Below are 14210 nucleotides of genomic sequence, written 5' to 3'. Positions count from 1 at the left end.
TTCGATCGGCTAACGGCGTTAGCCGCTTGGGTTCATCATCCGGCTAACGATGTTAGCCGTCAAGCCATCCCGGTCACTTCGCTTCATCTCCGCTTGCCTGAATACCCCCAGGGGGTATAAATTCCGGTTGTGGCCGCGACCGAGGCCACCGAACGGCCGGACCGGCCCGCTCGACCACACCACTCGATTCCGGGAGCCCGTCATGACCGTCCACGCCCACCACGCCGCAGCCCCCGCCACGCCCGAGGGCCTCCAGGTCTCCCGCGACGGCTACACGCTGGTCCCGGTCGCGGCGCCCGCCGGCACCTTCGCGTTCCGGATCGACGGCCCCGACGGAGCTCCGGTGCGCGAGTACCTACCGCAACACGACAAGGACCTGCACCTGATCGTGGTCCGCCGCGACCTGAGCGGCTTCCGGCACGTTCACCCGGTGCTGGGCGAGGACGGCGTCTGGACCCAGGAACTCACCCTCGACCGGGCCGGCACCTACCGCGTCTTCACCGATTTCGCCCCGGCCGCCACCGGCACCCCGCTCACCCTCGGCGTGGACATCCACGTCGCCGGCGACTTCCGGCCGGTGCCGCTGCCCGCGCCCGCGCCGACCGCCGAGGTGGACGGGTACACGGTGACCCTGGCCGGTGAGCCGGCCGCCGGGCAGGGCGCGCACATCACCCTCGCGGTGGCCCGGGACGGCCGCCCCGTCACCGACCTGGAGCCGTACCTCGCCGCGTTCGGGCACCTCGTGGTGCTGCGCGAGGGCGATCTGGCCTACCTGCACGTACACCCGGGCGGCGCACCGGGCGACGGGATCACCCCGGCAGGCCCGGAGATCGCCTTCCACACCGAGCTGCCCAGCGTCGGCACCTACCGGTTCTTCCTCGACTTCCAGCACGGCGGCGTGGTGCGGACCGCGGAATTCACCGTCGAGGCCGCGAGGCCGACCGCCGCGCCGACCGGCGAGCCCGCCGACGCGCACGCGGGCCACCACGGTCACCACGGCCACCACCACGGCTGACCCGGACCGCCGGACCGACCCGACCCCGACACCGACGCGATCCCGCCATCCCGGGCCCGCGTCGGTGTCGTGTTTTCCCGGGCAGGGGGTACCGGAGCGGTGATCCGCCACCCATCCCGCCGCCCCGGAGGACCCACATGGCCGACGCCCGACCGCGACCAGCCCCCGCCGTCACCCCATCGGCCCACTCCGCCCGCGCCGCCACTCCACACCCACCCGGAGCCCTTCCGCGCCGTCGATCGCCGTACCGCGCCGACCCTTCCGTAGCCAAGTGACCGGCCGTTAACATCCGGAAGCTGCCTTCGACATGCGTCGATATGCGTCGACGTGCTTCGTCAGGCGAGGAGGCGACGTCGTGCCCGTACTTCGTTCCCGGCTCGATCCCCGGTCGGACACCTACCGGGACAACCGCACGGCGCAGCTCGCCGCCCTCGCGGCGCTGCACGAACAGCTCGACCTGGCCCGCGCCGGCGGCGGCGAGCGCTACGTCGAACGGCACCTGGCGCGCGGGCGGCTGACCGCACGTCAGCGGATCGAGCTGCTGCTCGACCAGGACGCGCCCTTCCTGGAACTGTCCTCACTCGCCGCGTGGGGAACCGAGTTCACCGTCGGCGCGGGTCTGGTCACCGGCATCGGCCCGGTCTCCGGCGTGGAGTGCGTGCTGATCGCCAACGACCCGACGGTGCGCGGCGGTTCGCTCAACCCCTACGCCCTGCGCAAGAACCTGCGTGCGCTGGAGATCGCCCGCCGCAACCGGCTGCCGGTGATCAGCCTGGTCGAGTCCGGCGGGGCCGATCTGCCCACCCAGGCCGAGTTGTTCGTCCCCGGTGGGCGGGTCTTCCACGACCTGACCGAGCTGTCCGCGCTGGGCATTCCCACCATCGCGCTGGTGTTCGGCAACTCGACGGCGGGCGGCGCGTACATCCCGGGGCTGTGCGATCACTCGGTGCTCGTGGCCGGGCAGGCCAAGGTGTTCCTGGGCGGTCCGCCGCTGGTGCGGATGGCCACCGGCGAGGAGGCCGACGACGAGGAGTTGGGCGGCGCCGCGATGCACGCGCGCGTGTCCGGGCTCGCCGATCACTACGCCGTCGACGAGTACGACTGCCTGCGGATCGGGCGGCGGATCGTGGCCGACCTGAACTGGCGCAAACGCGGACCCGGACCGACGAAGCCGGCGGACGAGCCGCTGTACGACATCGACGAGGTGCTCGGCCTGGTCTCGGCGGATCTGCGAGTCCCTTTCGATCCACGGGAGTTGCTGGCCCGGGTCGTGGACGGCTCGCGGTTCGGCGAGTACAAGCCCGGCTACGGGACCAGCCTGGTCACCGGATGGGCGTCCGTGCACGGCTTCCCGGTCGGCGTACTGGCCAACGCGCGCGGCGTGTTGTTCGGCGAAGAGTCGAAGAAGGCTGCCGAGTTCATCCAGTTGGCGAACCGCTCGGACACGCCGCTGCTGTTCCTCCAGAACACCACCGGCTACATGGTGGGCACCGCGTACGAGCAGGGCGGCATCGTCAAGGACGGCGCCAAGATGATCAACGCGGTGACCAACTCGACCGTGCCGCATCTGACCCTGAACATCGGCGCGTCCTTCGGCGCGGGCAACTACGGCATGTCCGGCCGCGCCTTCGACCCGCGGCTGCTGTTCGCGTGGCCGACCGCGAAGCTCGCGGTGATGGGCGCCGCGCAACTGGCCGGCGTGTTGTCCATCGTCGGCCGACAGGCCGCCGCCGCGCGCGGGATGCCCTTCGACGAGGACGTGGACGAACTGCGGCGCGGCGCGATCGAGGCGCAGATCGAGCGTGAGTCGCACGCCTTCTTCGTCACCGCGCGGCTCTACGACGACGGCGTGATCGACCCGCGCGACACCCGCACCGTGCTCGGCATCGCACTGTCGGCGGCCCACTCGGCACCGATCGCGGGCACCACGGGATACGGGGTCTTCCGGATGTGACCCGCCTGGCAACCGCCGCCGGCGGCAACACCGCAAGCGCCGCCCACACCCCAAGCACTCGACGCCAGGCACCCGAAACCGAAACCGACCCCACCCGGCACCGACCCGAACCGCACCGATTTGCAACCGGAATCAACCGGGAAACCCGCACCGACCCGGAAACCCGCACCCCGAGGGGATCGTATGCCGCTCATCCGCAGGCTGTTGATCGCCAACCGCGGCGAGATCGCGGTTCGGATCGCCCGCACCGCGCACACGATGGGCATCGACACCGTGGCCGTGTACGCCGACCCCGATGTCGACTCGCCGCACGTGGCGGCGGCCGACCAGGCCGTCCGGCTGCCGGGTGACGCGGCCGCGGACACCTATCTGCGCGGCGACCTGCTGGTCGAGGCGGCCCGCACCACCGGCGCCGACGCGATCCACCCGGGCTACGGGTTCCTGTCCGAGAACGCCGACTTCGCCCGGCAGGTCGAGGCCGCCGGGCTCGTGTTCGTCGGACCCGCCCCGGACACCATCGCCGCGATGGGCGACAAGCTCGCCGCGAAAAAACTGCTGGGCGCCGCCGGTGTGCCGGTCCTCCCGGGTGGCATCGTCCGTGAGGACGCGAAGGCCGAAGCGCTCGACGCGCTCGGGGCCCGGCTCGGCTTCCCGCTCCTGGTCAAGGCCGCCTTCGGCGGCGGCGGTCGAGGCATGCGCGCGGTGCGCGAACAGGCGGACCTGGCCCGGGCGGTGGCCGCCGCCCGGCGCGAGGCGGGCACCGCGTTCGGCGACGACACCGTCTTCCTGGAGCGCCTGGTCGAGCGACCGCGGCACGTCGAGGTACAGATCTTCGGGGACAGCCACGGAAACGTGCTCGCGCTCTTCGAACGGGACTGCTCGGTCCAGCGCCGGCACCAGAAACTGATCGAGGAGAGCCCCTCGCCCGCCGTCGACCGGGCGCTGCGCGAGCGGCTGTGCGCGGCGGCCGTCGCCGCGGGTCGGGCGATCGGCTATGTCGGCGCGGGAACCGTCGAGTTCGTGCTCGACCCCGCCGGCGCCTTCCACCTCCTGGAGGTCAACACCCGACTCCAGGTCGAGCATCCGGTCACCGAACTGACCACCGGACTCGACCTGGTCCGGCTGCAACTCCTTGTCGCCCAGGGCCACGCCCTGCCCGACGCACCGGTCGCCGTCGGCCACGCGATCGAGGCCCGGCTGTACGCGGAGGACCCGGTACGCGACTACGCCCCCTCGGTCGGCATACTGCACCGCTTCGAAATCCCCGAGACGGACGGCATCCGGGTGGACGCCGGCGTGGTCACCGGCAGCCGGGTCGGTCCGCACTACGACGCGCTGCTGGCCAAGGTGATCGCGTACGCGCCGACCCGCGACGAGGCCTGCCGCAAGCTCGCCCACGCGCTTGCCCGGGCCCGGCTGCACGGCGTACGCACCAACCGGGACCTGCTCGTGGGCATCCTGCGCTCGCCGGAGTTCGCCGCCGGTGACGCGGACACCGGCTTCCTGACCCGGCATTCGGCCGCCGACCTGTGCGCCGCCGACCCGGCGGTGTCCGCGATCCACGCCGCCGCCGCGGCACTTGCCGGGCAGGCCGAGCGGCGCGCGGCGGCCCGCGTACTGACGGGCATCCCCAGCGGCTGGCGCAACGTCCGCAGCGCCGACCAGCAGGTGACCTACTCGCACGACACGGACGGCCCTACGACCGTCACCTACCGCCTCCCGGACCATCTCGCCATCGACGGAAAGCCCCTGCCCGGACTGGTCGTTCACGCCGCGCACGCGGATCGGGTGGACCTGGGCGCGGACGGCGTGCGGCGCACGATCGCGGTGCACCGGGTCGGCGACACGATCTACCTGGACAGCCCGCTCGGCGCGAGCGAGTTGATCGAACTGCCCCGCCTGCCCGAACCCGCCGAGTCCGAGGCCGAACCCGCCGGCTCGCTGCTGGCCGTGATGCCCGGCACCGTGGTGCGGGTCGCGGTCGCCGAGGGCGAGCACGTGGTGGCCGGACAACTCGTGCTGGCGGTGGAGGCGATGAAGATGGAGCACGAGGTGACCGCGCCACACGGGGGCGTGGTGACCCACCTGCCGGTCGGCCCCGGAGAACCGGTGGACGCCGGCGCGGTGTTGGCCGTGGTGACCGCCCCGGTGGAGGCGGCCGGATGAGCGGGACGCGACGACGAGAGGACCCTGCGGGTGACGAGCGTGCCGCCCGCCGCCCGGTGCGGATCGCGAACTGCTCCGGTTTCTACGGCGATCGGCTCGCCGCCGCCCGCGAGATGGTCGAGGACGGCCCGATCGACGTGCTCACCGGCGACTATCTCGCCGAGCTGACCATGTCCATCCTGTGGAAGGCCCGGGCCAAGGATCCCGCCGCCGGCTACGCGCGCACCTTCGTGACCCAGCTGGAACAGGTCATGGGCACCTGCCTGGACCGGGGCATCCGGATCGTTTCGAACGCCGGCGGCCTCAACCCGGCCGGCCTCGCCGAGCGGCTGCGGGCGAGCGCGGAACGCCTGGGCCTGGCCCCACGGATCGCCTACGTCACCGGCGACGACGTGCTGGACCGGATCGACGCCGGCCCGCGCGCGGTGACCGCCAACGCCTACCTCGGCGGCTGGGGCATCGCCGAAGCGCTCGCCGAGGGCGCGGACATCGTGATCTGTCCGCGGGTGACCGACGCGTCGCTGGTGGTCGGCCCGGCCGCGTGGTGGCACGGCTGGCGGCGCACGGACCACGATCGGCTCGCCGGCGCGATCGTCGCCGGCCATGTGATCGAGTGCGGTCCGCAGGCCACGGGTGGCAACTACCCCTTCCTCGGTGACCTGCCGCGCCTGCAACGCCCCGGCCGCACCGCCGACTTCGCGCTGGACACCCGTCGCCCCGGCTTCCCGATCGCCGAGGTCGCCGCGGACGGATCCTCGGTGATCACCAAGCACCGCGGCACCGGCGGCCTGGTCTCGATCGGCACGGTCACCGCGCAACTCCTGTACGAGATCGCCGGACCCGCCTACGCCAACCCGGACGCCGTGGCCCGCTTCGACACCATCACGCTGGGCCGAGCCGGCGCGGACCGGGTCCGGATCCGCGGCGTACGCGGCCTGCCGCCGCCGCCCACCCTCAAGGTCGCCGTCAACGAGCTCGGCGGCTACCGCAACACCATGACCATGGTGCTGACCGGCCTGGACATCGAGGCCAAGGCCGCGCACGCCGAACGCATGTTGTTCGACACGCTCGGCGGCCGGGATCGATTCGCCGAGGTAGACGTGCGGCTGATCCGCTACGACCGACCCGACGCACCGACCAACGAGCAGGCCACCGCGCATCTGCGGGTCACCGTCAAGGACCCCGACCCCACCAAGGTCGGCCGGGCCTTCTCCGGCGCGGTCGTCGAACTCGCGCTGGCCGGCTACCCGGGCTTCCACACCACCACGCCACCCACCGCCGAGACCGCGTACGGCGTCTTCCGCGCCGCGTGGATCCCGGCGACCGAGGTCGAGCACACCGTGGTGCTGCCCGACGGCACAGCCAAGGTGATCGCCCCGCCCGAACACACCGCACCGCTGCCCGATCCCATGCCCGCCCCCGAACCCGCGGCCCGCGACGGGGGACCGACCCGCCGGGTCCCGCTCGGACTGGTCTGTGGCGCGCGTTCCGGCGACAAGGGCGGCGACGCCAACCTCGGCCTGTGGGCCCGCGACGACGTGGGATTCCGCTGGCTGCGCGGACACCTGACGGTGGATCGACTGGGCGAACTGCTCCCCGAGGCTGCCGAATTGCCGATCCGGCGGTACGTGCTGGAGAACCTGCGCGCGGTCAACTTCGTGATCGCCGGCCTGCTCGGCGAGGGCGTCGCGGCCTCCACCCGCCCGGACCCGCAGGCCAAGGGCCTGGCCGAGTACATCCGGTCCCGGCACACCGACATTCCCACGACGCTGCTGGACGGGTGAGCCATGCGATTCGACGAGAGCGACGAACACCGGGCCCTGCGCGCGGCGGTGGGGGCGATCACCGACGGATTCGGCCCCGGCTACTTCGCCGAGCACAGCCGCGACCGCCGGCCCACCACCGAACTGTGGCGGGCCCTCGGCGAACACGGCTACATCGGCGTCAACATCCCGCAGGAGTATGGCGGCGGGGGCGGCGGCCTGGTCGAGCTGGCGATCGTATGCGAGGAGGTCGCCGCACACGGCTGCCCCCTGCTGCTGCTCCTGGTCTCCGGCGCGATCGCGGGCGAGGTGCTCACCCGGTTCGGCACCGCCGAGCAGAAGGGCACCTGGCTGCCCCTCCTGGCGTCGGGCAGGGGCAAGATCGTGTTCGCGATCACCGAGCCCGACGCGGGCTCCAACACCCACCGCCTGGCCACCACCGCGACCCGGGAAGGCGAGGGCTGGTTGTTGCGGGGCACCAAGCAGTTCATCTCCGGCGTCGACGAGGCCGACGCGATCCTGGTGGTCGCCCGAACCGGCACCGACCCCGGCTCCGGGCGCGGCCGGCTCTCGCTGTTCCTGGTGGACGCGAACCACCCGCGCCTGACCGCGAACCCGCTGGCGATCGAAGGCGCGGCGCCGGAGCGGCAGTTCACGCTGTTCTTCGACGACGTACCGGTGTCCGCCGACCGCCTGATCGGTACCGAGGGCGACGGGCTGCGCCAGGTGTTCCACGGCCTGAACCCGGAGCGGGTGACCGGCGCGGCACTGGGCGTGGGCATCGCCCGCCACGCGCTCGCCCGAGCCGCCGAGTACGCCCGTACCCGCGAGGTGTGGGGCGCCCCCATCGGCACCCACCAGGCCATCGCGCACCCGCTCGCCGAGGCCGCGATCGAGGTCGAGCTGGCCGCGCTGATGACGGCCCGGGCGGCCTGGCTGCACGACGCGGGCGAGCACATGGTCAAGGCCGCGGGAGAGGCCGCGAACATGGCCAAGTACGCCGCCGCCGAGGCCGCCGTGCACGCGGTCGACGCCGCCATCCAGACCCACGGCGGCAACGGCATGAGCCGCGACTACGGACTGGTCCCGCTGTGGGGTATCGCCCGCACGCTGCGGATCGCCCCGGTCAGCCGGGAGATGATCCTCAATCATGTGGCGCAGCACACACTCGGATTGCCGCGTTCGTACTGACCACGCTCGACCATGGCCCGACCACGTCCGGGGCGCGCCCGGAGGGCGGAGGAGCCGGCGGGCTCGCGTGCGACTTGTGAATGACGCGGCCATGGACTCTGGATCGACGCGCGCACGCGCCGCCGGGCACAGGATGGACGGGCAGGCTGCTCCGCTCCCGGCGCGACTGTGTGGGGTGCGGGCCGGGATCGGAGCTATCGGTCGGGCCCGGCGAAGAAGGCAGTGGGAGCGTGGATCAAGAGTTGGCGGGACGCCCCTTCTGGGACGTGGACATCACGAGCATCTGGTTCGTCATAGGCATGGCGGTCGTCACCGCCGGCACCGCGTTCGCCACCGTCTGGTTCTGGAACCGCCCCACCCTCCAGCGCACCCGCCGCATCTGCACCCTGCTGTTCACCCAGCTCATGGTGACCTTCACCATCCTGGCCGCGGTCAACGCGCAGATGTACTTCTACTCGACCCTGTCCGACCTGATGCACATCGCCGACGGACCGTCCGTGCCGGACGTGCCGGTGGCCACCGTGAAGGTCAAGCACCTCGACCCCAAGCCGGCCGTCCCGTTCTCCGACGACGGCGGCAAGGGCCTGCCGTTCATGGTCACCAAGCCCCCGCTGACCGACCAGCCCAGGGCCCCGCACCCCCGGCGCAAGGGCGCCGACCCCAAGCACGGCGTGCTGGTCAACACGAGCATCCAGGGCCCACGTACCGGCTACCGGCTGGACACCTTCGTCTACCTGCCCGCCGCCTACTTCGCGCCGGAGAACACCCGCGCCCGCTTTCCGGTGATCCAGCTCACCTCCGGCTTCCCCGGCACGCCCGACACCTGGCTGCGCCGGATGAAGGTGCACCAAATGCTCGCCGGCCTGATGGAATCGGGCCGGATGCCGCCGACCATCGTGGTGATCGCGGCCCAGAACCCGATCGCGGGCCGGGACAGCGAATGCGTGGACGCCCCGGGCGGCTCCCGCGCGGACACCTACCTCGGCCAGGACGTGCCGGACGCCATCACGGCCAACTTCCGGACCGCGCCCGCGCCGGCGCACTGGGGTCTGCTCGGCTACTCCACCGGCGGTTTCTGCTCCGCGAACCTGATCCTGCGCCACCCCGACCGCTACGCGGCGGCGGCCAGCCTCTCCGGCTACTTCAAGGCGATCACCGACATGACCACCGGCGACCTGTATCGCGGCGACGAAGGGCTGCGCCGGGCCAACAGCCCGCTGTACACCATCGAGGACGCGCGCAGGCCGCCGGTGCGGATGTACCTGTTCGCGGCCAAGGGTGAGGGCAAAACGGCCCGGGAAGCACGCGACTTCGCTCGCAGGTTCCGGCCGACGGACACCGTGAAGGTGCGGATCGAGCCGTCCGGCGGGCACAACTTCGGCACCTGGGCCAAGGGTCTGCCGGCCGCGTTCGAGTGGCTGGGGCGCGAACTGGCGCCGCCGGCGGGGGATCGGCCCGGCGGCGAGGTACGCGGACCGGCCTTCGCGGGTGGGCGACCGCTGCACTGAGCGGGCTTCGAGAGCGCTCGGAGCCGCCCCGGGAGGGCCCGGGGACCCGCTTGAACGCGCACGGACCGGGCACGTGCGTCGCGGACCCGCTCGGCGCGGACGCGGGCGGTGTCTTCAATACGGCTGGGTACGGTGCGAGACTTCTGCGGCGCCATCCGAACGGAAGCTCAGGAGCCCGCGCCCCGCTCGGGAGCGGGACCGTCGCACCGAGACGAGGATCGCCCATGCATCCCGGTGTCATCGCCGCCGCGCACCCCGATCGCCCCGCCGTGATCATGGCCGGCACCGGCCGTGTCGTCACCTACGCCGAACTGGACGCGGAATCCAACCGCTTCGCACACCTGCTGTACGACGCCGGGCTGCGTCCCGGCGACCACATCGCCATCGCGCTGGAGAACCACCCGCTCTACCTCGCGCTCACCTGGGCCGCGCAGCGCTCCGGGTTGATCTACACGCCGATCGGCGTTCGGCTGCACCCGGACGAGCTGGTGTACGTGGTGGACAACTGCGGGGCCCGGGTGTTCGTCTCCTCGGCCGCGCAGGCCGAACTCGCGAGTGCCGTCCTCGGGCGCGCGCCCCGGGTGGAGCGGCTGCTGATGCTGGACGGCGCGGCGCCGGGTTTCGAGCCGTACGAAGTCGCGGTCCGACCGTACCCGAGCACGCCGATCGCGACCGAGGTCGAGGGCGCGGACATGTTGTACTCCTCCGGCACCACCGGTCGCCCCAAGGGCGTGTTGCCCACCCGCGAGGACCACCCGGCGGGCACCGGACCGGCCCTGACGCTGTTTCACCTGATCGGCGCGCTGTACGGGATGAACACCTCGGGCGAGGGCGGCGACGTCTACCTGTGTCCCGCGCCGCTCTACCACGCGGCCCCGTTGCGCTATTGCATGCAGTTTCTGCGGGGCGGGCACACCGTGGTGGTCCTGGAGCGCTTCGACCCCGAGGCCGCGCTCGCCGCGATCGAGCGGTACCGGGTGACGCACAGCCAGTGGGTGCCGACCATGTTCGTCCGGATGCTCAAACTGCCGGTCGAGGTGCGCGAGCGGTACGACCTGTCGTCGCTGCGCTACGCGGTGCACGCGGCGGCGCCGTGTCCGCCCGAGGTCAAGGAACGCATGATGGCCTGGTGGGGGCCGGTGTTGTACGAGTACTACGCCGGTACCGAAGGCAACGGCTACGTCGGCTGCACCCCGGAGGAATGGCTCGCGCACCCGGGCACGGTGGGGCGGGCGATCCTGGGCACCCCGCACATCTGCGACGAGGAGGGCCGCGAACTGCCGGTAGGCGAGCACGGCATCGTCTATTTCGCCGACGGGCCGCGGTTCTCGTACCACCGCGACCCGGCCAAGACCGAGGCCGGCCGCGATCCCGGCGGCCGGGGCTGGACCACGCTGGGCGACATCGGCCGGCTGGACGCGGACGGCTACCTGTATCTGACGGATCGTCAAGCACACATGATCATCAGTGGTGGGGTGAACGTGTACCCGCAGGAGGTGGAGAACCTGCTCGCACTGCATCCCGCGATCGCCGACGTCGCGGTGTTCGGCATTCCGCACGAGGACCTGGGCGAGCAGGTCAAGGCGGTTGTGCAACCGGCCGAAAGCGCGTTGGTGGGACCTGAGTTGGCCGACGAGCTGATCGCCTACTGCCGCGCACGGCTGGCCCACCACAAGTGTCCTCGGTCGGTGGACTTCCGCGCCGAACTGCCTCGGCACGCGACCGGGAAGCTGTACAAGCGCCTGCTGGTCGAGGAGTACCGCGCGGCCGCGGTGGGTTCGTCCTGAGCACGGCCAATTGCCTTGACGCGCGGCATGATCACCTTGGTACGGTCCGCGCGTGTTCACCCTCACCGAACCCCCGATCTTCGGCCGTCTCCGGGACGCCCGCTCCGTGTTGATCGCCGGTGCGGGCGGCGGCTTCGACGTGTTCGCCGGCCTGCCGCTCGGTCTGGCGCTGACCGAGCAGGGCAAACGGGTGCACTACGCGAACCTGTCGTTCGTGACGGTGGATCGACTCCCCTCCCGCGACCGGCTGTTGCCGGGACTGGCGGCGGTACGGCCGGACACGCCGGGCAACGACGACTACTTCCCGGAGCGGGCACTGGCGATGTGGCTTGCGCGCAACGGACTTCCGGAGACGGTGTACGCGTTCGGGAAGACCGGGGTCGAGCCGTTGCGGGCCGCCTACCGCCGGTTGGTCAAGGACCTGGACGTGGACGCGATCGTGCTCGTGGACGGCGGTACCGACATCCTGATGCGCGGCGACGAGGCGTCGTTGGGCACTCCGGAGGAGGACATGACCAGCCTCGCCGCGGTGGCCGGCGTACGGGTGCCGACCCGGCTGGTCGTCTCGCTCGGCTTCGGCATCGACTCCTACCACGGCATCTGCCACGCCCAGGTGTTGGAGAACCTGGCCGCGCTCACCCGCTCGGGGCACTACCTCGGCGCGCTGTCGATCCCGCGCAAATCGCGCGAGGGGGCGCTGTATCTGGACGCGGTGGCATACGCGAATCGGCTCACCCCGCGGCGACCGAGCATCGTGCACGGATCGGTCGGCGCGGCGTTGCAGGGGCGGTTCGGCGACGCGCATTTCACCGAACGCACCGGCAACAGCGAGCTGTTCATCAATCCGTTGATGAGTGTGTACTTCACCGTCGACCTGGCCGGGCTGGCCGAACGCTCGTTGTACCTGTCGCTGTTGGAGGGCAGCGTGACGATCTGGGACGTCGCGCGCCGGATCGACGAGTTCCGCGACGGGTTGGCGACCACTCGGCCGAGGCAGACGATCCCGCACTGACGTGCGGGGGCGCCGGCCCGGGACGGTGTTCGGGACGCGAGGCGGTCGTGCCGCGGCATGGCGGGGCCGGTGACCGGGCGTCAGGTTTCGCGCAGTGGGCGGTAGTCCTGCGGGCTCAGGCCGAACGTCCAGGCCACGCCCTCGCGGGCGGTCTCGGTGTCCGGCGGTACGCGCAGCCAATAGGTGCGGGTGGTGCCGTCCGGTTCGGGGGTGGAGTTGAGCACCTCGACCATCACGATCGGCTCGTCGTCGTCGAGTTCGATCTCCCACAACACGCCGGTTTCGTCCCGGTCCAGCGGTTGCGCGCCGACCTCGCGCAGGTAGCGGTCGTAGCCGTAGATCTCCAGCATCACCCGGCGCAGCTCGGCGTTGTCCTCGTTGTGGATCGCGCGTACGGTCAGCCGGCTGCCGCCGGGGCCGAGCCCGCCGACGAAGTCGGCCGGGACGGGCATCCCGCGCCACGCGTGCAGCGCGAAGCCGTCGGCGTAGCTCAGTGCGGGGCCGTCGCCGTTGTGCAGCCGCGACTGGTCGTCGCGGTGCATCGTGGTGGGCCGCTCGCTGACGAGCACGACCCGCTCGTACGGCCACCACCAGCCGATGTGCCGGGCCACCTCGCCGAGTTCGGCCAGGAGCGGGAACTCGAACTCGGGGAAGCGCTCCTTGAGTCCGTCGAAGACCGCGAGCCAGGCCGCGTCGTGCTGACCGCCCAGGGCACTGTGCGTGGTCGCGCGGACCTTGTCCGCGACGTCCCAGCGGCCTCGCGAGGCGGGGGTGCGCACGGACGGGTCCCACGCGCCGACGCCGGAGTGCACGGCCTCACGGATCCGTTCGGTGAGCTGCCGGGTGGGCTCCCACAGCCGATCGGCGCCCTCGGCCCAGGCGAGATCCCAGCCGGTTGCGCCGAGCGCCGCGGTGGCCTCGGCCTTGGCGGCCGTCCAGGGGCCGCTCCAGAGCCGTTCCTGCACGGGGCGGCCCGGACGGCCGGGCACCTTCACCGACAGCCGGGTGGCGGCGAGGTCGGCGGGCTTGCAACTGCCGGCCGCCACGGCGGCGGCCACCGCCGCCGCGAGGGGCGAGTCGTACCAGACCACCCGCTCCGGCTCGGGCATGCCGGCAGCCCGGTACACGGCCTTGATGGCCGCCTCGGCGGCGGGTCGGTCGGCGGGACCGGTGGCGGCGGCCACGTGCGCCCAGTCGGTGACGGCCTCCGCCAACGCGAGCCGATCCGCGAGGTCGAGCACGGCGAAGTGGCGGGGGACGGTCGCGTGGTGGGCGGTCGCGGTCGGCCCCGGTCGGCGGGTGGCGGCGGGCCGCGGGGTCTCGGGCCCGGTCGGCCCGGGCTCGTCGGCCGTGTGGGTCGGGGCGTGATGCGGGGCGCGCCTGGCGCGGAGGGCGGCCCGTGCCGCCTGGTCGGCTTCGGAGATCGCCGCTGGGGCGGGAGCCTGGGCGTCGGCTGCCGCAGGAGCCGGGGGAGCGGCCGGCGTCGCCCCTTCGGCCGCCCGGGCCGCCCGTGCTACGCGGTCACGGTGCGCGGCCCAGGACGCGGCGGCCGGGTTGGCGGGTGGAGCCGGCGGGGGCGGGACGACCGCCTTGCGCGGCAGCGCGATCCCGGGCAACTTGCGGGGCGGCGTGGCCATCGTGTCTCCCGTGACTTGCGGTTGCGTCTTGGTCGGCTTGGGACGATCGCGCCCACCGGCTCCGCCCGAAGCATCCGAAGGCGGAGCCTACGGTTCTACCGGCAACGCCGTGCCCGCCTCCACCCGGCCGGCTCGATGGCAGTCGGGGAGCGGCTCCCGGCGTTCGGCGGTGATCCA

General features: G+C 72.4%; 9 protein-coding genes. 8 read left to right on the top strand and 1 reads right to left on the bottom strand.

Annotated elements, in window-relative coordinates; all coding sequences use genetic code 11:
- The first annotated feature begins 202 nt into the window (after positions 1-202).
- From ACIBSV_RS31365 to ACIBSV_RS31330, 8 genes are all read left to right on the top strand, one after another.
- On the top strand, positions 203-1015 hold the full coding sequence (locus tag ACIBSV_RS31365) for a hypothetical protein (protein WP_395868983.1): 813 nt from the start codon (positions 203-205) through the stop codon (positions 1013-1015).
- A 355-nt stretch (positions 1016-1370) separates the two neighbouring features.
- The gene (locus ACIBSV_RS31360; RefSeq protein WP_395868981.1) at positions 1371-2969 is read left to right on the top strand and encodes an acyl-CoA carboxylase subunit beta; all 1599 of its coding nucleotides are present in this window, start codon (positions 1371-1373) and stop codon (positions 2967-2969) included.
- A 183-nt stretch (positions 2970-3152) separates the two neighbouring features.
- Positions 3153-5135, top strand: coding sequence for an acetyl/propionyl/methylcrotonyl-CoA carboxylase subunit alpha (locus ACIBSV_RS31355; protein ID WP_395868979.1), 1983 nt, complete (start codon positions 3153-3155; stop codon positions 5133-5135).
- Positions 5132-6919: an acyclic terpene utilization AtuA family protein gene (locus ACIBSV_RS31350; protein WP_395868977.1), complete on the top strand. Its 1788-nt coding sequence runs from the start codon at positions 5132-5134 to the stop codon at positions 6917-6919. Before ACIBSV_RS31355 ends, ACIBSV_RS31350 begins: the two co-directional genes overlap by 4 nt.
- A 3-nt stretch (positions 6920-6922) precedes the next feature.
- Positions 6923-8089 carry an acyl-CoA dehydrogenase family protein gene (locus ACIBSV_RS31345; protein ID WP_395868975.1) on the top strand — a complete coding sequence of 389 codons (1167 nt, stop codon included), beginning with the start codon at positions 6923-6925 and terminating at the stop codon, positions 8087-8089.
- A 230-nt stretch (positions 8090-8319) separates the two neighbouring features.
- The gene (locus tag ACIBSV_RS31340) at positions 8320-9597 is read left to right on the top strand and encodes an alpha/beta hydrolase (protein WP_395868973.1); all 1278 of its coding nucleotides are present in this window, start codon (positions 8320-8322) and stop codon (positions 9595-9597) included.
- Positions 9598-9821: 224 nt separating this feature from the next.
- Positions 9822-11384: an AMP-binding protein gene (locus tag ACIBSV_RS31335; RefSeq protein ID WP_395868971.1), complete on the top strand. Its 1563-nt coding sequence runs from the start codon at positions 9822-9824 to the stop codon at positions 11382-11384.
- A gap of 52 nt (positions 11385-11436) precedes the next feature.
- Positions 11437-12396 (top strand): DUF1152 domain-containing protein, encoded by a 960-nt coding sequence (locus ACIBSV_RS31330; protein WP_395868969.1) that lies wholly within the window; start codon positions 11437-11439, stop codon positions 12394-12396.
- A gap of 80 nt (positions 12397-12476) precedes the next feature.
- Here the strand turns inward: ACIBSV_RS31330 and ACIBSV_RS31325 are convergent, their stop codons facing one another.
- Positions 12477-14033, bottom strand: a complete 1557-nt coding sequence (locus ACIBSV_RS31325; RefSeq protein ID WP_395868967.1) for a DUF6745 domain-containing protein — start codon at positions 14031-14033, stop codon at positions 12477-12479.
- Positions 14034-14210: the final 177 nt, after the last annotated feature.

The sequence above is a fragment of the Embleya sp. NPDC050154 genome (assembly GCF_044460165.1).
GTDB lineage: Bacteria > Actinomycetota > Actinomycetes > Streptomycetales > Streptomycetaceae > Embleya.
Note: the sequence above shows the minus strand (reverse complement) of the source record. Positions and strands in the feature narration are given on the sequence as shown.